This window comes from Brevundimonas bacteroides DSM 4726 (assembly GCF_000701445.1).
GTDB lineage: Bacteria > Pseudomonadota > Alphaproteobacteria > Caulobacterales > Caulobacteraceae > Brevundimonas > Brevundimonas bacteroides.
Genome location: NZ_JNIX01000008.1, coordinates 276,851 through 297,769, shown reverse-complemented (window position 1 = coordinate 297,769; position 20,919 = coordinate 276,851). Strand labels below are relative to the sequence as shown.

21 protein-coding genes are annotated in these 20,919 nt (G+C 67.3%); 9 read left to right on the top strand and 12 right to left on the bottom strand.

Annotated elements, in window-relative coordinates; translation table 11 throughout:
• Positions 1-1,285: 1,285 nt before the first annotated feature.
• From Q333_RS0106350 to Q333_RS0106325, 6 genes are all read right to left on the bottom strand, one after another.
• Complete coding sequence (locus tag Q333_RS0106350; RefSeq protein ID WP_051651156.1) at positions 1,286-1,726, bottom strand: DoxX family protein; 441 nt, start codon at positions 1,724-1,726, stop codon at positions 1,286-1,288.
• A gap of 30 nt (positions 1,727-1,756) precedes the next feature.
• The gene (locus tag Q333_RS0106345; protein ID WP_407059714.1) at positions 1,757-2,554 is read right to left on the bottom strand and encodes an enoyl-ACP reductase FabI; all 798 of its coding nucleotides are present in this window, start codon (positions 2,552-2,554) and stop codon (positions 1,757-1,759) included.
• 59 nt (positions 2,555-2,613) lie between these two features.
• The gene (locus Q333_RS0106340) at positions 2,614-3,858 is read right to left on the bottom strand and encodes a cation:proton antiporter (RefSeq protein ID WP_245591505.1); all 1,245 of its coding nucleotides are present in this window, start codon (positions 3,856-3,858) and stop codon (positions 2,614-2,616) included.
• Between the two features lie 111 nt (positions 3,859-3,969).
• A complete protein-coding gene (gene fabB / locus Q333_RS0106335; protein ID WP_029415906.1) occupies positions 3,970-5,199 on the bottom strand; it encodes a beta-ketoacyl-ACP synthase I in 1,230 nt (409 codons plus the stop codon).
• 55 nt (positions 5,200-5,254) lie between these two features.
• Entirely contained in the window at positions 5,255-5,788 is a 534-nt protein-coding gene (gene fabA, locus Q333_RS0106330; protein WP_029415905.1) for a 3-hydroxyacyl-[acyl-carrier-protein] dehydratase FabA, read from the bottom strand.
• A gap of 193 nt (positions 5,789-5,981) precedes the next feature.
• The gene (locus Q333_RS0106325) at positions 5,982-6,485 is read right to left on the bottom strand and encodes an SH3 domain-containing protein (RefSeq protein ID WP_029415904.1); all 504 of its coding nucleotides are present in this window, start codon (positions 6,483-6,485) and stop codon (positions 5,982-5,984) included.
• Positions 6,486-6,585: 100 nt separating this feature from the next.
• On the opposite strand from Q333_RS0106325, the gene Q333_RS0106320 reads away from it, so the two are divergent.
• Positions 6,586-7,572, top strand: coding sequence for a 2-hydroxyacid dehydrogenase (locus Q333_RS0106320; protein WP_029415903.1), 987 nt, complete (start codon positions 6,586-6,588; stop codon positions 7,570-7,572).
• A gap of 247 nt (positions 7,573-7,819) precedes the next feature.
• On the opposite strand, the gene Q333_RS0106315 is transcribed toward Q333_RS0106320, so the two are convergent.
• Both Q333_RS0106315 and glmS read right to left on the bottom strand, forming a co-directional pair.
• Positions 7,820-8,074, bottom strand: a complete 255-nt coding sequence (locus tag Q333_RS0106315; RefSeq protein ID WP_029415902.1) for a GlsB/YeaQ/YmgE family stress response membrane protein — start codon at positions 8,072-8,074, stop codon at positions 7,820-7,822.
• A 75-nt stretch (positions 8,075-8,149) separates the two neighbouring features.
• On the bottom strand, positions 8,150-9,979 hold the full coding sequence (glmS, locus tag Q333_RS0106310) for a glutamine--fructose-6-phosphate transaminase (isomerizing) (RefSeq protein WP_029415901.1): 1,830 nt from the start codon (positions 9,977-9,979) through the stop codon (positions 8,150-8,152).
• Between the two features lie 131 nt (positions 9,980-10,110).
• On the opposite strand from glmS, the gene glmM reads away from it, so the two are divergent.
• Positions 10,111-11,460 (top strand): phosphoglucosamine mutase, encoded by a 1,350-nt coding sequence (gene glmM / locus Q333_RS0106305; protein WP_029415900.1) that lies wholly within the window; start codon positions 10,111-10,113, stop codon positions 11,458-11,460.
• Here the strand turns inward: glmM and Q333_RS0106300 are convergent.
• Both Q333_RS0106300 and Q333_RS0106295 read right to left on the bottom strand, forming a co-directional pair.
• On the bottom strand, positions 11,457-12,053 hold the full coding sequence (locus Q333_RS0106300; protein ID WP_029415899.1) for a DUF805 domain-containing protein: 597 nt from the start codon (positions 12,051-12,053) through the stop codon (positions 11,457-11,459). The two genes, glmM and Q333_RS0106300, sit on opposite strands and share 4 nt — an antisense overlap.
• Positions 12,054-12,158: 105 nt before the next feature.
• Positions 12,159-13,439 (bottom strand): FAD/NAD(P)-binding protein, encoded by a 1,281-nt coding sequence (locus Q333_RS0106295; RefSeq protein WP_281173710.1) that lies wholly within the window; start codon positions 13,437-13,439, stop codon positions 12,159-12,161.
• A 119-nt stretch (positions 13,440-13,558) separates the two neighbouring features.
• Between Q333_RS0106295 and Q333_RS0106290 the strand changes: the two genes are divergently transcribed.
• Genes Q333_RS0106290 through Q333_RS0106280 form a run of 3 tightly spaced genes read left to right on the top strand, consistent with a single transcriptional unit; the run spans position 13,559 to position 16,080 of the window.
• Entirely contained in the window at positions 13,559-14,233 is a 675-nt protein-coding gene (locus Q333_RS0106290) for a nitroreductase family protein (RefSeq protein WP_029415897.1), read from the top strand.
• Positions 14,234-14,264: 31 nt separating this feature from the next.
• Entirely contained in the window at positions 14,265-15,299 is a 1,035-nt protein-coding gene (locus Q333_RS0106285; RefSeq protein ID WP_029415896.1) for a phospholipase C/P1 nuclease family protein, read from the top strand.
• Between the two features lie 7 nt (positions 15,300-15,306).
• The gene (locus Q333_RS0106280) at positions 15,307-16,080 is read left to right on the top strand and encodes an RNA methyltransferase (RefSeq protein ID WP_029415895.1); all 774 of its coding nucleotides are present in this window, start codon (positions 15,307-15,309) and stop codon (positions 16,078-16,080) included.
• Here the strand turns inward: Q333_RS0106280 and Q333_RS0106275 are convergent.
• Together Q333_RS0106275 and Q333_RS0106270 are read right to left on the bottom strand one after the other, a co-directional pair.
• Positions 16,077-16,727 (bottom strand): DUF6498-containing protein, encoded by a 651-nt coding sequence (locus tag Q333_RS0106275; RefSeq protein ID WP_157072384.1) that lies wholly within the window; start codon positions 16,725-16,727, stop codon positions 16,077-16,079. The two genes, Q333_RS0106280 and Q333_RS0106275, sit on opposite strands and share 4 nt — an antisense overlap.
• 7 nt (positions 16,728-16,734) lie before the next feature.
• Positions 16,735-17,481, bottom strand: a complete 747-nt coding sequence (locus Q333_RS0106270) for an NAD-dependent deacylase (RefSeq protein ID WP_029415893.1) — start codon at positions 17,479-17,481, stop codon at positions 16,735-16,737.
• Between the two features lie 60 nt (positions 17,482-17,541).
• On the opposite strand from Q333_RS0106270, the gene Q333_RS0106265 reads away from it, so the two are divergent.
• From Q333_RS0106265 to Q333_RS0106250, 4 genes are all read left to right on the top strand, one after another.
• Positions 17,542-18,648 (top strand): S-(hydroxymethyl)glutathione dehydrogenase/class III alcohol dehydrogenase, encoded by a 1,107-nt coding sequence (locus Q333_RS0106265; protein ID WP_029415892.1) that lies wholly within the window; start codon positions 17,542-17,544, stop codon positions 18,646-18,648.
• Positions 18,649-18,709: 61 nt separating this feature from the next.
• Positions 18,710-19,093 carry a VOC family protein gene (locus tag Q333_RS0106260; RefSeq protein ID WP_029415891.1) on the top strand — a complete coding sequence of 128 codons (384 nt, stop codon included), beginning with the start codon at positions 18,710-18,712 and terminating at the stop codon, positions 19,091-19,093.
• 80 nt (positions 19,094-19,173) lie between these two features.
• Positions 19,174-19,788, top strand: coding sequence for a superoxide dismutase (locus Q333_RS0106255; protein ID WP_029415890.1), 615 nt, complete (start codon positions 19,174-19,176; stop codon positions 19,786-19,788).
• A 113-nt stretch (positions 19,789-19,901) separates the two neighbouring features.
• Positions 19,902-20,843 (top strand): MBL fold metallo-hydrolase, encoded by a 942-nt coding sequence (locus Q333_RS0106250; protein ID WP_029415889.1) that lies wholly within the window; start codon positions 19,902-19,904, stop codon positions 20,841-20,843.
• Positions 20,844-20,919 lie beyond the last annotated feature (76 nt).

Sequence of the window (20,919 nt, the reverse complement as noted above, 5' to 3'; positions counted from 1 at the left end):
TCGGCAAAGCTCACGAGTGATTCCAGACTGCCACTTGTAGCCGAGAACTCTAACTGGCCTGATGATCTATCCGCGAAAGTGGCAAAAGCCCACAACGATACCCTTGAGCTCTCCAGAGGGATCGGGGGACCGGGAGGGGTCTTAGCTCCTCGAGGTAGTTGGTGAAATTTCGGACTTCTGACCCGGGGGGTCGCATAGTCGGTGACGGCCTGCATGACGCCGTAAATGGCTGGGCAACTCTGCCCATCAACCCATTTTGGCTCACTTGCTGGGTTGGCGGATAACCGGAGCGCCCAAGGAACGAATACGCCTAGTTCGCTTTCCGGTGTGACTCGACGTTCGAAAAAATGAACGCGATAACGTACGAAATCTTCGGAAGCTGAGTAACCGCCGAAGTAGAAGCTACCACGTGGTGCAGCGGAGAGACCTTCAGAGAATGTTTGGTCTTCGAATTCATTCGTCTGCCCAACGCCAGCCGTCGTTGATGTTGCCGTTAGGCATCCAAGAAATGCTGCAATGGATATGATCTTTAGCTGCATGGCAGTCCCTCCGGGTTTACCTCGGGGCCGTTCGTCCATGTATCACGAGAAGAACGGGCGTTAGATTGATTATAGATGTTAATCTGATTGTAGGGCTGGAAGCCAGATGGTCCCTGATTTTGGGCGACGATGTACATTCGGAGATCCGAGTTGCCCGTGCGAAGGACCTCTGAATCAAGAACTTGAATGTCACCCGGGTCATTTGTAGTGCCGTCTGAGGGCAGATGATTGCCGGAGGAGTGGCTGTGAACGAAGCCGACGATGTCAGAAGCGGCCCCATCTTCAATCAGGCTGACCGTTCCCACACCCCCGGCAGAGAAGGCAGGACCCGAGTTGACTGGCCCTACTCGTATACTGCCGTCGGGTTGTCGATACAGGTAAGCTCCCCACTCACGGATGTTGAGCGTTTCGCCCTGAAGTGCTGCGAGCCGCGCGAACTCTCGAGCGACCGCAGCGGCCGCTGGCATCAGCGTTCCACTCTAGCGCCAAGATCGAGTCGGCGCATGGGTCGGGCATGCCGTCGTCAGTCGGGTCCGGCTATTCCGTCTCGGGCACATCGCCGATCGTCTCGTCGCTGCTGCCGCCGCCCGGGAAGGTCCCACCGGGAGCCCGTCGCTGTCCTACGACATAGATGGGTGGAAGGGTGTCGGTCACCGTACGCCTCCGATACACTGGAGAAATGACGATGCCTGAACCGTCTTGGCGCTCCGAATCACGTTCGCGTCAAGGCTGCGTGAGTGGTCCGATCACGGCCTAAAGTTTTGGGCCGGTCTGAGCAGGCTGGTATCCAGCGACAACCCACCGGCGCCCTGGGTGGCCAACAGGGCGCCGATGAAGATCAGGATCGCGGGCGGATAGAGGTCGCGGAAACTCGCCCCCGTCGGCGCGATCAGGACGATCGCCACGATGAAGTTGATCGCCAGCACGATGCCGGCCCAGCGGGTCAGCAGGCCGGGGATCAGCAGCACCCCGACCGCGAACTGGGCCCAGACCGACACGGGCGCGGCGATCTCCGGCAGGGGGCAGTTCAGTCCGGTCAGGAAGCCGACGAACTCGGTCATCCGCTCGGGCGAGACGATGTTGTCCCACACGCCATGGATCAGAAAGGCGCCGAGGAAGAGCCGCAGCGCCAGCAGCGCCAGGTCCGTCCCGCCCTTCAGGTCACTCAGAAACAGCGCCCGCCGCATCGCCCCCTCCCGCTTTGGGCGGGGAGGATGTCAGCCCTCCTCGTCGCCCGCCAGACCCATCATGTGGAACCCCGCGTCGACGTGGATGACCTCGCCCGTGGTCGACAGGCCCAGGTCCGAGCACAGCCACAGGGCGCAGCCGGCGACGCCTTCCATCGAGGTGTCCTCCTTCATGGCCGACATGGCGCGGCCTTGCGCGATCATGCCCCGGCCACCGGAGATGCCCGCCAGCGACAGGGTCCGCATGGCCCCGGCCGAGATGGCGTTGACGCGGATGCCCTTCGGCCCCAGGTCGCGGGCGATGTAGCGGGTCGCGGCCTCCAGCGCGGCCTTGGCCACGCCCATGGTGTTGTAGTTCGGGATGGCGCGCTCGGACCCCAGATAGGTCATGGTCACCAGCGACCCGCCGTTCGGCATCAGCTTGGCGGCGCGGCGCGCCACATCGACGAAGCTGAAGGCCGAGATGTTCATGGCCAGCAGGAAGCTGTCGCGGCTGGTGTTGTCGACGAAGGAGCCCTTCAGCTCGTCCTTGTTGGCGAAGGCGACCGAGTGGACGACGAAGTCGATCGTGCCGAAGGTCTTCTCCAGCTCAGCGAAGGCGGCGTCCATGGAGGCGTCGTCGGTGACGTCGGCCTGGATCACGGCCTTGGCCCCGACGCTCTCGGCCAGCGGCCGCACGCGCCGCTCCAGCCCCTCGCCGAGGTAGGTGAAAGCCAGTTCGGCGCCCTGCGCGGCGAGCTGGGAAGCGATGCCCCAGGCGATGGAGTTCGAGTTCGCCACCCCCATGATCAGGCCCTTCTTGCCCTTCATGAGTTCGCCCGCGGGCATGTTCCAGGCGTTTTCGCCAGCCATCGTCGTCTCCGTGTGGGCGGGCGTCCGGTGTCGGATCAGCCCAGCTGTTCGTCCTTGGGGGGTGGGTTAGCAGGGGCGGCCTCGCCCTGCAAAGAGCGACGGCCCAGCCGCTCGATCAGCGCCATGAGCGGGGTCGAGGTCACGCCGTGGACGAGAATGGACGTCAGGATGATGAAGCCGGTGATGGCCCACAGCCGCTCGGAGTCGCCGAACTGGCCATGATTGATGCCGTAGGCGAGGTAGTACACCGACCCCAGGCCTCGAATTCCGAGATAGGCCAGGAGCACCTTGTCCCGGCGGGGCAGGGGAGAGCCGATCAGGGACAGGTAGCCGGCGACCGGCCGCACGATGAACAGGATGGCCAGGCCGATGCCGACGTCGGTCCAGGTCAGGGCGTCCAGCAGGCCGTTGGCCAGCGCCCCGCCGAACAGGACGAGCAGGAGCATCATCAGCAGCCGTTCGATCTGCTCGGCGAAGTCGTGCATCTCTTCATGGAAATCGTCGTCACGCTCCGAGGCGCGGATCGTCAGGGCGCACACGAAGACCGCGAGGAAGCCGTAACCGAGAACGAGCTCCGTCGCCGCATAGGCGATGAAGGTGGCTCCCAACGCGACCAGGCCGTCGGCATGGCGCGAGATGCCGCGTTCGTGGGCGCGGAAGATCAGCCAGCCCATGGCCTTGCCGACCGCCCAGCCCATGACGCCCCCGGCGATCAGCTTCCAGGCCACGTCGATCGCCAGCCACTCGCCCAGATCCTGGCCCGCCCAGGCCGCAGCGCCGGTCATCGAAACGAGGATGGCCAGGTTCACGAACGGAAAGGCCAGGGCGTCGTTCAGCCCGGCCTCGGCGGTCAGGTTGAACCGGACCTCATTGTCCTCGCCGGACTTTGGCGGTCCGGTCTGGACGTCGGAGGCCAGCACCGGATCGGTCGGGGCCATCGATGCGCCCAGCAGCAGCGCCATGGCCAGGCTGAAGCCCAGCCCGATCGTGCCCAGCCAGGCGGTGGCGGCGATGGTCAGGGGCATGGCGATGGCGAGCAACCGCCAGGTCGGGCCCCAGCCTTTTAAGCTGACCGGCCGGTCCAGCTTCAGCCCGGCCCCCATCAGGGAGATGATGACGACCAGCTCGGTCAGCCGCTCGGTCAGGGTGTCGAAGGTGCGCGGATCCGGATCGAAGCCGATGACGTCCAGCGCGAACAGGCCGAATCCCAGCCCGACGCAGATCATCGCCAGGGACAGCGGCAGCTGCTTCAGCCCCTTGGGCGCCCAGGATACGAGCAGGACGACCGCCCCGAGACCGAGCAGCAGCAGGATGTAGGGGTCGATTTCCAGGCGCGCGGTCTCCGGTCAGCGCCCTAGAACGCGCGAAACCGAGCTTCGCCGCAAGCCGCGTCAGACCTTTGAGAAGATCACCGTGCCGTTCGTCCCGCCGAAGCCGAAGCTGTTCGACATGACGGTGGTCAGTTCGCCGTCGTGGCGCTGGCGCAGGATGGGCATGCCCTCGAACTCGGGATCGAGGTTTTCGATGTGCGCGCTCTCGGAGGCGAAGCCGTTGTGGAGCATCAGCAGCGAATAAATCGCCTCCTGCGCGCCCGCGGCCCCCAGCGAGTGGCCGGTCAGGGACTTGGTGGAGGAGATCATCGGCATGTCGGCGCCGAAGACTTCGCGCACAGCGCCCATCTCCTTGAGATCGCCGACCGGCGTCGAGGTGCCGTGCGGGTTCAGATAGTCGATCCTGCGTCCGCCGGCCTGATCCAGCGCGATCCGCATGCAGCGCGCCGCGCCTTCGCCGGACGGGGCCACCATGTCGTAGCCGTCGGAGTTGGCCCCATAGCCGACGACCTCAGCATAGATCTTGGCCCCGCGCGCCTTGGCCCGCTCGTACTCCTCCAGCACGACGATGCCCGCGCCGCCGGCGATGACGAAGCCGTCGCGGTCCTTGTCATAGGCTCTGGAGGCGACCGAGGGGCGGTCGTTGAAGTTCGACGACATGGCGCCCATGGCGTCAAACATGTTGGACATGGACCAGTCGATGTCCTCGACGCCGCCGGCGAAGACCACGTCCTGCTTGCCCCACTGGATCTGCTCGGCGGCCGCGCCGATGCAGTGGACCGAGGTCGCGCAGGCCGAGCTGATCGAATAGTTGACGCCGCGCATCTCGAACCAGGTCGACAGCACCGCCGACGGTCCCGACGCCATCGCCTTCGGCACGGCGAACGGGCCGATGCGCTTGGGCGAGCCCTTTTCGATCGTGGTCTGGGCGGCCTGGAGGATGACCTGGGTCGAGGGGCCGCCCTCGCCGACGATCAGGCCGATGCGGTCGTGCTTGATCTCCTCGGGCGTCAGGCCGGAATCCTTCAGCGCCTCCTCGAAGGCGATATGGCCCCAGGCGGTGCCGTTGGCGAGGAAGCGCGCGGCGCGGCGGTCGACCAATGGGGCCCAGTCCTCGGCCGTCACGCCCAGCGAGGGCGGCGCCCAGACCTGGCTGCGGAAGCCGTGGGCGATGTGGTCGGGGGCCGCGACGACGCCGGACTTGGCCGAGCGCAGGGACGCGGTCACCTCCTCCTGGCCCGTGCCGATGGAGGAGACGATGCCCAGGCCCGTGACGACGACACGCCGCATATGTGTTTCCTTCTAGAGTCTTCGGTCCGCGTTGATCGCGGAACTCTTTTGAAAATCAGCCGCCCGAGGGCTTCTCACCCGGCTGGAACAGGCCGACGCGCATGTCGGTTGCGGTGTAGATAGGCACGCCGTCGGCCTCCAGCACCCCGTCGGCGATGCCCATGACGAGGCGACGGTGGATCACGCGCTTCAGAGTGATCTTGTAGGTGACCTTTTTGATGTCCGGGGTGACCTGGCCGGTGAACTTGACCTCGCCGACGCCGAGCGCCCGCCCGCGCCCAGGCCCGCCGATCCAGCCGAGATAGAAGCCGACCAGCTGCCACATGGCGTCGAGGCCCAGGCAGCCGGGCATGACCGGATCGCCGATGAAGTGGCACTGGAAGAACCAGAGGTCCGGATGGATATCCAGCTCGGCCTCCATATAGCCCTTGCCATGCTCACCGCCGTCCGCGCTGATCTGGGTGATGCGGTCGAACATCAGCATGGGCGGGGCGGGCAGCTGGGCGTTGCCCGGCCCGAACAGCTCGCCCCGGCCGGACGCCAGCAGGGCGGCGTGGTCGAAGGACGAGGGGTATTGCGACTGGCTCAAGGGCGGGGCTCCCGAAGTGTGGCGGGGGCGTGACATGAGCCGGGGCGGGGGTCAACTGTGCCCTTTCTCCCTCCCCTTCATGGGGAGGGACCGCGAGACGCAGTCGAGCGCGGGTGGGGCCGGAAAGTGAGTGAACCCCACCCTGGCTTCGCTGCGCTCCGCCGTCCCTCCCCATGAAGGGGAGGGAGAATAGTCATTCGACGCCCGCCGGCCGCGAGGCGTCGCACAAGGCGGCGTCTGCGGCGCCGAACACCGAATCGGCCTTGACCCAGCCGCGCAGCTTCTGGGCGCGGACACGGCACCAGCCGTCCTCGCAGTCGTCGAGCGAGACCAGGGAGCGGCCGCTGAAGCGGGCTTTCACATCGGCCTCGTCGTCGGGCCGGGCGCGGATCGGCACCTCGTCCGCCGTCGCATTGAAGGCGCCGCGACGGCCGGACGCCACGCTGCGGTGGATCCAGGCGACGCCGCCTTCCGGATCGCAGATCTTCCGCCACTCGCGCGTCTCGGCGATGACCTGAACCGGCAGGCCGGCGGCGCGATATTCCCAGAGGATGCGGTAGTCCAGGCCCGGTCCCTGGCGCGCCCGGACCTCCGACGACTTCAGCGAGACCCAGCGCGGAACCTCCAGCCCCGTCGGCGTGGGCCGGCCGTCCGGCATGGTCGCGGCGCCGCCGGCCGCCAGCCCCGCGCCGATCACAAGTGCGATCGCGGCGATGCGGCGCGTCAGGCTTTGGAGACGGGGGTGAGACTTGCTAGACACCGGGCTTCGCGCCGCTCGTGGTCAATCCAAGGCTCTCATGTCCAGCAATCGGCTTAAGGTCGTCTTAACCAGAAGGCTGCCCGACGCGGTCGAGACGCGCATGCGCGAGCTGTTCGACGCCGAGCTGAATCTGAAGGACCGGCCGTTCGACCGGGCGGCCCTGGCCGCGGCGGTGAAGCGCGCCGATGTGCTCGTTCCAACCATCACCGACGAAATCGACGCCGACCTGATCGCGGAAGCCGGCGAGCAGCTGAAGATGATCGCCAACTTCGGCGCGGGCGTGGACCACATTGACGTGGACGCCGCCGTCGGACGCGGCCTGATCGTCACCAACACCCCCGGCGTCCTGACCGAGGACACCGCCGACCTGGCCATGAGCCTGATCCTCGCCGTCAGCCGCCGTTTGGTGGAGGGCGCCAACATCGTCCAGGCGGGCGAGTTCCAGGGCTGGACCCCGACCTGGATGTGCGGGCGCAAGCTGTGGGGCAAGCGGCTGGGGATCATCGGCATGGGCCGCATCGGCCAGGCCCTGGCGCGGCGGGCCAGGGCCTTCGGCATGCAGGTGCATTATCACAACCGAAAGGCCGTCTCGGAGCGGATCGAGGAGGAGCTGGGCGCGACCTACTGGGACGAGCTGGACCCCATGCTGTCGCGCATGGACCTGATTTCGCTGAACTGCCCTGCGACCAAGGACACCCATCATCTGCTGGACGCGCGTCGGCTGGCCCTGCTCCAGCCCCACGCCATCCTGATCAACACCGCGCGCGGGGAGCTGATCGACGAACCGGCGCTGGCCGAGGCCGTCGGACGGCGCGGCATCGCGGGCGTCGGCCTGGACGTGTTCGAGAACGAGCCCGCGATCCATCCCGGTCTGCTGGGCCATCCGAACGTGGTGCTGCTGCCGCATCTGGGCTCGGCGACGCTGGAGGCGCGTCAGGACATGGGGGACCGCGTCATCGCCAACATCATGACCTTCCAGAACGGCCATCGGCCGCCGGATCGCGTGATCCCGGCGATGTTCTGAGCTTTCTCACCTTCTTTCGTCATTCCTGGCGCCGGGAGCGAAGCGACCAGAGACGGAACAGGGCGGCGCCGAAGCGAAGCGCAGGCGAAATGCGTCCGCCAACTTTGTGGGTGACAGGTTCGCGCTTCGCGCCCAGCCTGGTTCCGGGTCTGCGCTGCGCTAAGCCCGGAATGACGAAAGAGAGAGGCGGACGCGAAAAGGGCGGCCCAAGAGGACCGCCCTTCGTCATTTCAGACTGTCAGGCCGATCAGGCGCGACGCTTGACCAGTCCGAGCAGGAACAGCAGCAGACAGGCGCCGCCGAACGCGACGAGCAACGTTACAAGGTTGAAGCCACCCACGTCCGACCCGAAGAGGTTTTGGGCGATGAAGCCGCCGATGAGGGCGCCGAGCACGCCGACGATAAGGTTGGTGATCAGGCCGTGATTGCGGCCCATGACTTTTTCGGCCAGCCAACCGGCGACGATGCCGATGACGATCCAGCCGATGATTCCGAGTTCCATGATCCTGCTCCTTCCAAGGCTAAGGTGACGCAACAATGCGCACCGCACCAGGAAGGTTGCGTCAGGAGGCCGCGATCACTCCACGGTGACGGACTTCGCCAAGTTCCGGGGCTGATCGACGTCCGTTCCCTTCTGGACGGCGGTGTAATAGGCGAGCAGTTGCACCGGCACGGCATAGACCAGGGCTGCGATCAGCGGATGACAGTCGGGCGCGTGGATGCGCTGGACGCTCGCGCCGTGAGGGTCGGGCGCGGTGCGCGGTGCGATCATGATGACGGGCCCCCCACGCGCGGCAACTTCTTGCAGGTTTGACGCCGTCTTCTCGAAAACGTCGTCCAGCGGGGCCAACGCGATGGTCGGGGTCTCCTCGTCGATCAGGGCGATGGGGCCGTGCTTCAGTTCGCCGGCGGCATAGCCCTCGGCGTGGATGTAGCTGATCTCCTTCAGCTTCAGCGCGCCTTCCATGGCCAGGGGGAACATGGCGCCGCGACCCAGGAACAGGACGTCGGTGGCCTTGGACAGTTCGGCGGTGACGGCGCGGATGTCGGCGTCCATCTGCAAGGCTTCCGCAATCAGGCGCGGCGCCTCGAACAGGGCCTTGACCAGTTCACCCTCGGCCTGGCCGTCGATGCGTCCGCGCGCCACGCCCGCCGCCACCGCCAGCGCCAGAAGCGCCGAGACCTGGGCGGTGAAGGCCTTGGTCGAGGCCACGCCGATCTCGGGACCTGCATGCGTTGGCCACAGCACATCGGCCTCGCGGGCCATCGATGAAGAGTGAACGTTGACCACGGCGGCGGTTTTCAGCCCCTGACCCTTGCACCAGGTCAGACTGGCGAGGGTGTCAGCGGTCTCGCCCGACTGGCTGACGGCGACGGCCAGCGTGCCCTTCGTCACGGCCGGCGAGCGGTAGCGGAACTCGGAGGCGATTTCGACGTCGCAGGGCAGGCCGGCCAACTTCTCGAAGGCGTAGCGGCCGATCTGGCCGGCGTAGAAGGCGGTGCCGCAGGCGACGATCTGGATGCGGTCGATCCGCGCGAAATCGATGGCGCCGGCTTCCAGCGTCTGCACCTTGGCCTTGCCGGTCACCAGGTCAAGATAGTGCGACAGGGTGTGCTGGACGCTGTCGGGCTGTTCGTGGATCTCCTTCTCCATGAAGTGGCGATAGGCGCCCTTCTCGACCATCGCGGACGAAGCCGAGACCTGCACCACCGGCCGATCCACGGCCGCGCCCGAGGCGTCGAACATCTTCGCGCCCGAGCGGGTCACGGCGACGAAATCGCCCTCTTCCAGATAGCTGATTTTCTGGGTGAAGGGCCCGACCGCGAGCGCGTCCGAGCCCAGATACATCTCGCCCTCGCCCCAGCCGACGACCAGAGGCGAGCCCTTCCGGGCGCCCAGGATCAGCTCGTCCTCGCCCTCGATCAGGACAGCGAGCGCATAGGCCCCGGTCAGCCGGTCCAGCACCGCCTTGAAGGCGTCCAGCGGCGCCTTGCCTGTGGCCAGTTCGTGGTCCAGCAGGTGGGCGACGACCTCGGTGTCCGTCTGGCTCTCGAACACGCGGCCCTCCGCGGTCAGCTCGGCCTTTAGCTCGGCGAAGTTCTCGATGATGCCGTTGTGGACCAGGGTCACGCGCCCGGCCTTGTGCGGGTGGGCGTTCGGCGTCGTGGGCGCGCCGTGGGTGGCCCAGCGGGTGTGGCCGATGCCGATGGTGGACGACAGGGGCTCGGCGGCCAGCACGGCCTCCAGCTCGCGGATCTTGCCCTTGGCGCGGCGGCGCTCGACCTTGCCGTCCACCAGGGCGGCGACGCCGGCGGAATCATAGCCCCGGTATTCCAGCCGCTTCAGGCTGTCGATCAGGCGGGGAACCGCCGGGCCCGTGCCCGTCACGCCGATGATGCCGCACATGATTGTTCCCCTTCGTCGGTCCTGGCCGGGAGCATGCCGAGGATGACGGCCTTCACGCTGTCGTCTAGGACGGCCTTTACACGCCAGCACCTAAATTGGCGTTTCGGAAGATTGCGGCGGAGGGGTCGGCCATGGGCGAGCGCAAATACTTCGGCACCGATGGCATTCGGGGCCGGGCCAACAGCCAGCCCATGACCGCCGAGGTCGCGCTCCGGGTCGGCCTGGCTGCGGGCAAGTTGTTCATGTCGGGCGACGACCGCAGGCACTTGGTGGTCATCGGCAAGGACACGCGGCTATCGGGCTATATGATCGAGCCCGCGCTGGTGGCCGGCTTCGCCTCGGTCGGCATGGATGTTCTGACCTTCGGGCCGATCCCGACGCCGGGCGTGGCCATGATGACCCGGTCGATGCGGGCGGACCTTGGCGTCATGATCTCGGCGTCTCATAACGATTATGCCGACAACGGCATCAAGCTGTTCGGACCCGACGGCTACAAGCTGTCCGACGAGATCGAGCTGAAGATCGAGGCCATGATGGACGCGGGCCTTGACGAGGGTCTGGCGGCTTCGAACGCTCTGGGCCGCGTCAAGCGTATCGACGACGCCCCGCCGCGCTACATCGAGATCGCCAAGGCCGCCTTCCCGCGTCACCTGTCACTGGCGGGCCTGAGGATCGCCATCGATTGTGCCAACGGCGCTGGCTACAAGGTCGCGCCGACGACGCTGTATGAACTGGGGGCTGAGGTCTGCGCCGTCGGGGTGTCGCCGAACGGGACCAACATCAACGCCGACTGCGGCTCGACCCACCCGGCGTCCGTCATTCAGGCGGTGAAGGACAAGCGCGCCGACATCGGAATCGCGCTCGACGGCGACGCGGACCGGCTGATCGTCTGCGACGAGAAGGGCCAGGTCGTCGACGGCGATCAGATTATGGCCCTGATCGCCCGCGACTGGGCCCGGCGCGGCGTGCTGAAGGGCCAAGGCGTTGTGGCCACCGTCATGTCCAACCTGGGTCTGGAGCGTGCGCTCGCTGCCGAGGGCCTGAGCCTGGAGCGGACGAAGGTCGGCGACCGCTACGTCATGGAGCGGATGCGCGAGGGCGGCTTCAACCTGGGCGGGGAGCAGTCTGGCCACCTGATCTTGCACGACCACGCCACGACCGGCGACGGCCTGATGGCGGCGCTGCAGGTGCTGGCGGTGCTGGTCGAGAGCGGCCGGCCGATGAGCGAACTGGCCCGCCAGTTCGAGCCGGTGCCGCAGCTATTGCACAACGTCCGCTTTACGGCCGGCAAGCCGCTGGAGGACGCCAAGGTCAAGGCCGCGATCAAGGACGGCGAGGCGGCCCTGAATGGCCAGGGCCGACTGCTGGTCCGTCCATCCGGCACGGAGAAGCTGATCCGCGTCATGGCCGAGGGCGATGATGCGGCTCTGGTCAAGCGCGTGGTGGCCGACATCGCGGCGGCGGTGAAGGCGGCGGGCTAGGACTTACGGACAGGCTCGGCTCCGTAGTGATTTTCGCCGGGAGTCCCTCTTTGTGCGCACTGGATGATCAGTGCCAGCAGGCTGACCACATACAGAAGGTTGTTCAGGAAAAGTAAGCCGAACAACCGCAGATCAGGCTCCGAGGAGTTCGTGAAGTCTCGCAGCATCAGGGGGAACAGGATCAATCCGATCACGAGAAATGCCACCGGCACCAAGCCAAGCAGCGCTGATCGATTGCAGTCGTGCAACCGACGAGACACCGCCGCCGCCAAAAGGAAGATCGCCGAGGTCACCATCGCAGCAAGAACGATGAAGAATGGCGTCAGGTTCAATTGCGGTGCATCTGGATGTCCGGCGTCGATAGCTATGGAGTAGCTGGTCGAAGACCGCTCGATCGTCGCCGCTTCCGGATACTCATTCGCGAAGCTCTGCATGTCCGCGAAGACACCTTGCATCGCCACAGGCATCGCGACGGCGGCGAGAGCGAACACGAGTGCGAATACGACGCCAGCATAGGGCCAGAACTGACCCAGACTGTCTCGTCCGGAGAACTGGCCGATCGCCATCAAACCACGCAGAACAGGATTGGCCATGACACCTCCGGGTTGACCCAACCTAGCGGGCTCGGATCGATTGAGCTACCGACAGCTAGGCGTTGCTCGGCCTACGATTTCGGAACGGCGGCAGGGCGGGTGGACCTAGGTCAGCAACTCCGCCACGTGTTCGATCCGCTGGCGGATGTCGGGCACGGCGATGCTCTCCCAGAAGGCGGCGCGCGAGGGCGGACCGAGGACGAACAGGGACGGATCAGGCCGACCCTCACGGTCCAGCACACGGCCAAGCGGATCGAGGTCGAGACCGAGCCGCAGCGGGTCCAGGCGCGCCCGCCCGCTGGCGATCAATGGCGCGGTCAGCGGATCGGCGTCAGCGGCGTGGCCGGGGCCGGTGCAGTCGATCAGCCACGGGGCGACCAGCGGCTCCGTCTCGCCGCGCCGGGCGCGCCAGTCCAGCCGCACGCCCTTGTCATCGGCGTTTATCGCGCGGACGCGGCCGGTGACGACCGTTAGCCGGCGGTCATCCCGCAACCGGTCCATCGCCTCGCCGATGACGGTCGCCAGCCTGTGGCGGTGCACGTCCCAGAACGGACGCAGGTGTCGAACGAGGCGTCGCCGGGTCGCGAGGTCGGCCTGGGCCCAGAGGTCGACAGTGATGGGGCGCAGGCCTTCCATCACCTCGCGCCAGCCGTGATCGCGCGCCAGCGAGCGGGCAACCTTCAACCGCTCGGACGCCGGCGCGGTCAGCATCGCCGGGACGGGCTCCAGCGGCGGATCGGGACGCTCGCCGTGGGCCCGGGGCATCAGGCCTCGCCGCGACAGGGCCGTCGCCCTGCCCTGCCAGCCGCGCCCCTGCAACATCAGCAACATGTCGACCATGGTCAGGCCTGTGCCGACGATCAGGACATCATCGTCCATGCCGATCCGATCCAGAGCACCCGATGCCCAGGGGTCGCCGATGATCCGGCTCGACGCGCCTGCCTCCGCCGTCCTCGGGGCCGGGTTGCCGGTCGCCAGCACGACGGCACGGGCTGGAACAATTGATCCGTCACACAGCCGCACGGCCTCATCCTCGACAGCCGCGACCTCGCCGATGTGACGTCGGATCAGCCCGGGGCAGGCCGCCTCGACCGCCCCGAGCCGATCCTGGACATAGAGCCCATAGACGCGGCGCGGCGCGAAGCCGTCGGGGTCGGCGAGGGTCGGATGGTTCACCTTCAGCCAGTTCACGAGATGATCGGGCTGGTCCGCCAGAGCGCTCATCCGGCCCGAGCGGACATTCAAGAGATGACCGTCGAACGGGGTCGAATAGGCGACGCCGAGGCCGAAATCCGCGGTCCGGTTGATGACGGTCGCGGCCGCGCCCCGTTCCGCCAAGCGGGCAGCGAGCATGGTGCCGGAGAATCCTCCGCCAACGATGACCACGTCTCGATTCTGCCCGGCCACTCGCTTCCCCCCCCAGGCGGCTTCTGGACCGGGCGGCGCGCGGCGTCAAACCGGGGCGGTCTGGCTTCGAGCGCCCGTCCAAGCTAGGCCTTGGCATCATGCGCGATCATCCCTCGACGCCGCTCGCCGGCTATCCCGACCTCCCCCCTGAAGAGCGCCTTGCCCGCGTCGAGACGTTCAGGGACCAGATGTCTTCGCGCCGGACCGTGCGCGATTATTGCGACCGACCTGTCGATCGGGCGGTCGTCGAGGCCGTACTGTTGACCGCGGGCGGCGCGCCTTCGGGCGCCAATCACCAGCCGTGGTTCTTCGTCGTTATCGAGAGCGCCGAGGCCCGCCGTCGTATCCGCGAGGCCGCCGAGGCCGAGGAGCGGGAGTTCTACGCCTCCAAGGCCCCTCAGGAATGGCTGGACGCCTTGGCGCCGCTCGGCACCGATCCGGACAAGAGCTTCCTGGAGGTCGCGCCGGTGCTGATCGCCGTCTTCGGCCAGAGGCGCGGCGGACCGAAACCCGGCGATGACAGGAAGAACTACTACGTCCCCGAAAGCGTCGGCATCGCCACCGGCTTCCTGATCGCGGCGCTGCATCAGGCGGGTCTGGCGACCCTGACCCATACGCCCGCGCCCATGAGCTTCCTGAACGAGATCTGCGGTCGCCCGGACACTGAAAAGCCCTTCCTGCTGCTGGTCGCCGGTCATCCGGCCAAGGGCGCGACAGTGCCGATCGCCGCGCTCGACAAGAAGCCGCTGGACGCCATCGCGGCCTGGATTTAACCGGCGGGCAGTCCCGTCCGGAGCCTGCCCCATGAAGCGCCTCGCCCTCGCCGCATCGATCCTGGTCCTGTCCGGAGCCGCCGCGATCGGCACTTCCACTCCGGCCGATGCCTGGGGCGCGACCGGGCACCGGCTGATCGGGGTCGCGGCCATGCGGGCCCTGTCCGACGAACTGCCCGCCTTCCTGCGCGAGCCCGGCGCGATCGCGGAGGTCGGCGAGCTGTCGCGCGAGCCCGACCGCACCAAGGGCGCGGGTCAGCCGCATGATCGGGAACGCGACACGGCTCACTTCGTCGACCTGACCGACGACGGCCGGGTCATGACGGCCGCGGGACCGACGCTGGCCGAGCTGCCGGAGCTGAAAAGCGAATACGACGCCCTGCTGCTGGCGGCCGACATCCGGGTCAATGACGCGGGCTATCTGCCCTACGCCATCATGGACGGCTATCAGCAGCTGGCGCGCGACTTCGCCACCTGGCGCGTGCTGAACGCCGCCGAGGCGCGCGAGACCGATCCGGCCAAGCGCGCATGGTATCGCGAGGACCGGCTGCGGCGAGAGGCGCTGATCCTGCGCGACATCGGCTACCTGTCGCACTTCGTCGGCGACGGGTCCCAGCCCCACCATCTGTCGATCCACTACAATGGCTGGGATCGGAACACGCCCAATCCCGAGGGCTTCACGACCTCGCGCCAGACACACAGCAACTTCGAAGGGGCCTTCACCCGCCGCTCGGCGCGGTTGGCTGCGGTCGAGGCCGCCATGCCCGTCCCGGCGCTGGACGGCTTCGAGATGCGGACGCGCGTGGCGACCTATCTGACCACGGGCCTTGGTCAGGTCATTCCCTTCTATCGGCTGGAAAAGGACGGCGGCTTCGTCGACGCCGATCCGCGAGGATCGGAGTTTGTGACGGCGCGGCTGGCGGCGGGCGCGGCGGAACTGCGTGACCTGATCACCCTCGCCTGGCGCGACGCGGGGACCCAATCCATCGGCTGGCCCGCGGTGCGCGTCGCCGATGTCGAGGCCGGAACCGCCGATCCGTGGGGCGCCATGGTGGGCGAGGACTGAGCTCGTCTTGGCCGAGATCACGCCTCCCGTCGTCATCCTCGACAAGCCGCAGCTGGCCGACAACATCGGCGCGGCCGCCCGCGTCATGGCCAACTTCGGCCTGGACCGCCTCAGGCTGGTCAGCCCGCGCGACGGCTGGCCCCAGGACCGGGCCTGGGCCGCCGCGTCGGGGGCCGACTGGGTGCTGGACGGCATCGCGGTGTTCGACAGCGTGGCCGAGGCGATCGCCGATCTCAACACTGTCTTCGCCACCACGGCCCGTCCGCGTGAGACGCGCCAGCCCGTGCGGACGCCGCGCGAGAGCGCCCGGCTGCTGTACGACGACACCGCGTCGGGTCTTTCGACCGGGCTGCTGTTTGGCGGCGAGCGCGCAGGGCTGGAGACGACAGACATCGCGCTGTGCCAAGGGATCACGACCATTCCGATCGATCCGCGCCATCACTCGCTGAACCTGGCCCAGGCCGTGGCAATCAATGCCTATGAGTGGCGCACGATGGTGCTGGACGCCCCGCCGCCAAACTTCCGCGAAGGTGATCCGCCCGCCGAGGCGCGGCTGGTCGAGGGCATGATGGCTCACCTAGAGACGGAGCTGGAGGAGGGCGGCTTCTTTTATCCGCCCGAGAAGAAGCCCTCGATGATGCAGAACCTGCGCGTCATGCTCGGCCGCGCGGCCTTCTCCGAGCAGGAGGTGGCGACCTTCCGGGGCGTGATTCACGCCCTGTCCAAGGGTCGGGGGCGGCGGCTGGAGAAGCTGGCGGCGCAGAAGCGGGGTGAAGGCTAAGCCTGCGTCGGCTTGATCAGGTCGCGCAGCGACAGGGTCAGCAGGTCCAGCGCTGCCTTCAGCAGGCACAGCAGCAGGATGGCCCCGACGGGCGCGCGGGTCAGAAGCATCAGCCACGCCCCGATCAGCACGGTCAGGTGCATGACCACGATCCGGCCATACGGCTTCACCATCTCCTGACCGAAATCGCTGTCGCGCCACAGACCCGGTCCCCACCACTCCCGCAGCTGGGTGAACAGGTTCAGGCCGAAGATGGCGACGCAGGCCCAGAAGACCGAGGGCTGCTGCAGCGTGGCCCCCAGCCCCGGAAACGCCGGGTCGAACTGCTCGATCAGGAAGAGCGCGAAGATCAGATGTCCGGCGCAGAAGGACCCGTAGTGGATGATGAAGAAGCCGCTGAGGAAGCATCCGCCAGGCTTGCTCTGAGATACCTTGCGCAGGCGTGCCAGCGTCAGGACGCCCAGCACCACATTCTCGATCCAGTAGAGGATCAGGATCTGGGACGCGTTCCACCCTAGAGCGATCACGCCGTAGACCGGGATCAGGTTGCCCAGCACCGCCGCGATCACCGCGACGGGGCGAGTGGCCAGGGTGGCGGCCATCTGGCTGGGATCGAGCTGGATTTGCGGGGTGGGCGGGTTCGTCACCGCGCCATCAGGCCCGAGAATCGGCGTTCGGCCAAGCGTTGGTGTCGAGGCTATTGAGGAAGGCCGGAACGATCTCCGTCGCCGGGCCATGGATACACGCGTCGAACAGGGATGCGCCGAGACTGGGCTCCAGGTTCAGCTCGACGGTTCGCGCCCCGGCCATGTGGGCCCGCCGCACGAAGCCCGCCGCCGGATAGACCTCGCCCGAGGTGCCGATGGAAACGAACAGGTCGCACGACGACAGAGCCCGCTCGATCCGGTCCATGTGCAGCGGAAACTCGCCGAACCAGACGATGTGCGGCCTCAGCCAGCCGTCCGGGCTGAACGGGCTGTCGTGATAGGCGTCGAGGTCCTCGGTCCAGTCGAGGACGCGGTCGGTGGCGGTACATTCGGCCTTCAGCAGTTCGCCGTGCATATGGATCAGCTCGAAGCCGGGCGCGGGCGTCGTCTCGGCGTGGGCGCGGTCGTGCAGGTCGTCGACGTTCTGGGTGACCAGGGTCAGCCGCCCGCCGAACCGCGCGGCGAAGTCGGCGATGGCGCGGTGGGCGGCGTTCGGCTGGACCTCTGCCATCTGGCGGCGGCGCTGGTTGTAGAAGTCCTGCACCTTGGCCGGATCGCGGGCAAAGGCCTCGGGCGTCGCCACCTCCTCGACGCGATGGCCCAGCCACAGGCCGTCGTCGGAGCGGAAAGTCGGCACGCCGGACTCGGCGGAGATGCCGGCTCCGGTCAGGATGACGATGTCGCGGTGACGCATGCAGTTTCATGGCGCCCCCGGCTTCGTCTAGGAAGGGCCGAACTCAGGAGAGCCCCGCCGATGAAAACCCGCGCCGCCGTCGCCTTCGAGGCCAAGAAGCCGCTTGAGATCGTCGAGGTCGGTCTGGAAGGGCCGCGCGCGGGCGAGGTGCTGGTCGAGATCAAGGCCACCGGCATCTGCCACACCGACGCCTATACGTTGGACGGCCTGGACTCCGAGGGCATCTTTCCCTCGATCCTAGGCCACGAGGGCGCGGGCGTGGTGGTCGAGGTGGGTCCGGGCGTGACCTCGGTGGCGGTCGGCGATCACGTGATCCCGCTCTACACGCCCGAATGCCGCCATTGTAAGTCGTGCCTCAGCCGCAAGACCAACCTGTGCACCGCCATCCGGGCGACGCAAGGCAAAGGGCTGATGCCCGACGGCACCAGCCGCTTCAGCTACAAGGGCCAGGCGATCGCCCACTACATGGGCTGTTCGACCTTCTCGAACTACACGGTCCTGCCCGAGATCGCGGTGGCGAAGATCCGCAAGGACGCGCCCTTCGACAAGGCCTGCTACGTCGGCTGCGGCGTGACGACGGGCGTGGGCGCGGTGGTCAACACCGCCAAGGTCGAGCCGGGGGCGAACTGCGTGGTCTTCGGCCTGGGCGGCATCGGGCTGAACGTCATCCAGGGGCTGAAGATGGTCGGGGCCGACATGATCGTCGGCGTGGACATCAACCCGGCCAAGGAGGAATGGGGCCGCCGCTTCGGCATGACCCATTTCGTGAACCCAAAGGACGTCTCGGACGTCGTCGCGCATCTGGTCGATCTGACCGGGGGCGGAGCCGACTACACCTTCGACTGCACCGGCAACACGACCGTCATGCGCCAGGCGCTGGAGGCCTGCCATCGCGGCTGGGGCGAGAGCGTCATCATTGGCGTGGCCGAGGCCGGCAAGGAGATCACCACCCGCCCGTTCCAGCTGGTCACCGGCCGGGTCTGGCGCGGTTCGGCCTTCGGCGGGGCGCGCGGGCGGACGGACACGCCGCGCATCGTCGACTGGTACATGGACGGCAAGATCGAGATCGACCCCATGGTCACCCACACCCTGCCGCTGGAGCGCATCAACGAGGCCTTCGACCTGATGCACGCGGGCGAGAGCATCCGCAGCGTCGTGGTGTTCTAAGTCCGTTGCATTGAGAAACGCACTCGGCTAGCGTCGCCATATCACAGGGAGAGAGACGATCATGTTCACTCACGTCACCGTCGGCGCCAACGACGTCGAGGCGTCGCGCCGCTTCTATGACGCCGCCCTCGGGGCGCTCGGCATCGATCCGGCGAGCGGCCCGGACGCCAAGGGCCGCTACTGGTGGCGGACCCGGATGGGGGCCTTCGCCATCGGCGCCCCGATCGACGGCGAGCCCGCCTGCCACGCCAACGGCGGCACCATCGGATTTCACGCCAAGACGCCCGAGATGGTCCAGACCTTCCACGACGCCGGCGTCGCGGCGGGCGGCACGGCCATTGAGGATCCGCCCGGCGAGCGCAACGGCCCGTTCGGCACCCTGGTCCTCGCCTATCTGCGTGATCCGTCCGGGAACAAGATCTGCGCCATGCATCGACCGGGCTGAGGTCGCAGGGGGTTCCTTCCGGCGACCGGACGCCTATCTGCGCGTTACCGGACATCTGACCCTGGAAAGGAACCCTCCCCATGGCCTTCACCCTGCCGCCGCTGCCCTATGCCTATGACGCGCTGGAACCGGCCATCGACAAGGAGACGATGACCTTCCATCACGACAAGCACCACCAGACGTATGTCGACAATCTGAACAAGGCGGTGGACGCGGACGCGAACCTGCAGGGCCAGTCGCTGGAAGAGCTGTTCGCCTCGATCTCCAAGGCTCCCAAGGCCGTGCGCAACAACGGCGGCGGTCACTGGAACCACGCCCTGTTCTGGGAGCTGCTGGCCCCGGCCGGGCAGGGCGGTCATCCGTCGGCGGAACTGTCGGCCGCGATCGACCGCGATCTGGGTGGCCTCGATAAATTCAAGGAGGCGTTCAACGCCGCCGGCGCCGGCCAGTTCGGCTCGGGCTGGGCCTGGCTGATCGTTCAGGACGGCAAGCTGAAGGTCACCTCTACGCCGAACCAGGACAACCCTCTGATGGACGTCGCCGAGGAGAAGGGCGCCGTCGTCCTGGGCGCCGACGTCTGGGAGCACGCCTATTATCTGCGCTACCAGAACCGCCGCGCCGACTATCTCAAAGCCTTCTGGGACGTGGTGAACTGGAACAAGGTCAACGACCTCTACGCCGCCGCCACGGCCTGATCGCCGAATTGATCGGGGCGGGTCGTCGCGAAAGCTTCACGATCCGCCCCACTGGCGCTCGCGACCGCCGCGCCTATGTCACCTCTGCTGTTTCCGATCCGTCGAGGTTGACCATGTCCCCCACCTTCAAGATTTCCGCCGCTGCGCTGTTGCTGTCCGGCGTGATCGCCGCCGCCGGCTGCTCCCAGCCCGCCGAGACGACCGAGCCGGCGTCGGCGGAGGCCCCCGCCGCCAACCCAGACGTGACGCGCTTCAATGTCGGCTCGCTGGAGCTGATTGCCCTGCGGGACGGCGGCATGACCGGCGTGCCCAACGACAACTCCGTCCTGGCCGTGGATCGTACCCGCGAGGAGGTCGCGGCTCTGCTGACAGCTAATGGCCTGCCGGGCGACACCTTCGACCTGTCGATTCAGCCTCTGCTGGTCCGCGACGGCGAGCGACTGGTTCTGATCGACTCAGGCGGCGGGGCCTCGATGGGCGCCAACGCCGGCAAGCTGGTCGCCTCACTCCAGGCCGCAGGCGTGACGCCCGACCAGATCACCGACGTTCTGATCTCGCACGGCCACGGCGACCATGTCGCTGGCCTGGCCGACGCTTCGGGCGCTCTGACATTCCCCAACGCGACCATCCGCCTGACGGCGAATGAATGGACGGCGATACAGGCCGACCGCCAGCTGGCCGCCCTGGTCACCGCCATCACGCCCAAGGTCGAGACCTTCGCTCCGGGGACCCAGATCACGCCCGGCATCAAGGCCTATGCGATCGACGGCCATACGCCAGGCCACACGGGTTATGAGATCGCTTCGGGCGACGACCGGCTGCTCTATATCGGCGACGCCATGCACCATCACGTGGTCTCGGTGCAGCAGCCGACCTGGACCATCGCCTTCGACGGCGACGAGGCCACGGCCGAGGCCAGCCGCCAGGCCGTGCTCAGCCGCGCGGCGTCGGAGAACCTGCTGATTTACGCCGTTCACTTCCCCTATCCGGGTCTGGGCCGCATCCAGCGTCGGGAAGATACCTTCGTCTGGGCGCCCGAGACGCCGGCGTCCTGATCGACCCCGCCGTCTTGACCTGAGGGGGGCGGGCCGTCATAAGGCCCGCTTTCCCGCGTCGGGCCCTGTCCGTCGC

What these genes read in the sequence shown, in the direction of transcription:
- Q333_RS0106320 (WP_029415903.1), top strand. Translation starts at nt 6,586, where the DNA reads ATGTCCAGCAATCGGCTTAAGGTCGTCTTAACCAGAAGGCTGCCCGAC.
- Q333_RS0106255 (WP_029415890.1), top strand. Translation starts at nt 19,174, where the DNA reads ATGGCCTTCACCCTGCCGCCGCTGCCCTATGCCTATGACGCGCTGGAA.
- Q333_RS0106270 (WP_029415893.1), bottom strand. Translation starts at nt 17,481, where the DNA reads ATGCGTCACCGCGACATCGTCATCCTGACCGGAGCCGGCATCTCCGCC.
- Q333_RS0106265 (WP_029415892.1), top strand. Translation starts at nt 17,542, where the DNA reads ATGAAAACCCGCGCCGCCGTCGCCTTCGAGGCCAAGAAGCCGCTTGAG.
- Q333_RS0106300 (WP_029415899.1), bottom strand. Translation starts at nt 12,053, where the DNA reads ATGGCCAATCCTGTTCTGCGTGGTTTGATGGCGATCGGCCAGTTCTCC.
- Q333_RS0106315 (WP_029415902.1), bottom strand. Translation starts at nt 8,074, where the DNA reads ATGGAACTCGGAATCATCGGCTGGATCGTCATCGGCATCGTCGCCGGT.
- Q333_RS0106345 (WP_407059714.1), bottom strand. Translation starts at nt 2,554, where the DNA reads ATGCCCGCGGGCGAACTCATGAAGGGCAAGAAGGGCCTGATCATGGGG.
- Q333_RS0106285 (WP_029415896.1), top strand. Translation starts at nt 14,265, where the DNA reads ATGAAGCGCCTCGCCCTCGCCGCATCGATCCTGGTCCTGTCCGGAGCC.
- Q333_RS0106290 (WP_029415897.1), top strand. Translation starts at nt 13,559, where the DNA reads ATGCGCGATCATCCCTCGACGCCGCTCGCCGGCTATCCCGACCTCCCC.
- Q333_RS0106250 (WP_029415889.1), top strand. Translation starts at nt 19,902, where the DNA reads ATGTCCCCCACCTTCAAGATTTCCGCCGCTGCGCTGTTGCTGTCCGGC.
- glmS (WP_029415901.1), bottom strand. Translation starts at nt 9,979, where the DNA reads ATGTGCGGCATCATCGGCGTGACGGGCACGGGCCCGGCGGTTCCCCGC.
- Q333_RS0106350 (WP_051651156.1), bottom strand. Translation starts at nt 1,726, where the DNA reads ATGCGGCGGGCGCTGTTTCTGAGTGACCTGAAGGGCGGGACGGACCTG.
- Q333_RS0106260 (WP_029415891.1), top strand. Translation starts at nt 18,710, where the DNA reads ATGTTCACTCACGTCACCGTCGGCGCCAACGACGTCGAGGCGTCGCGC.
- fabB (WP_029415906.1), bottom strand. Translation starts at nt 5,199, where the DNA reads ATGCGGCGTGTCGTCGTCACGGGCCTGGGCATCGTCTCCTCCATCGGC.
- glmM (WP_029415900.1), top strand. Translation starts at nt 10,111, where the DNA reads ATGGGCGAGCGCAAATACTTCGGCACCGATGGCATTCGGGGCCGGGCC.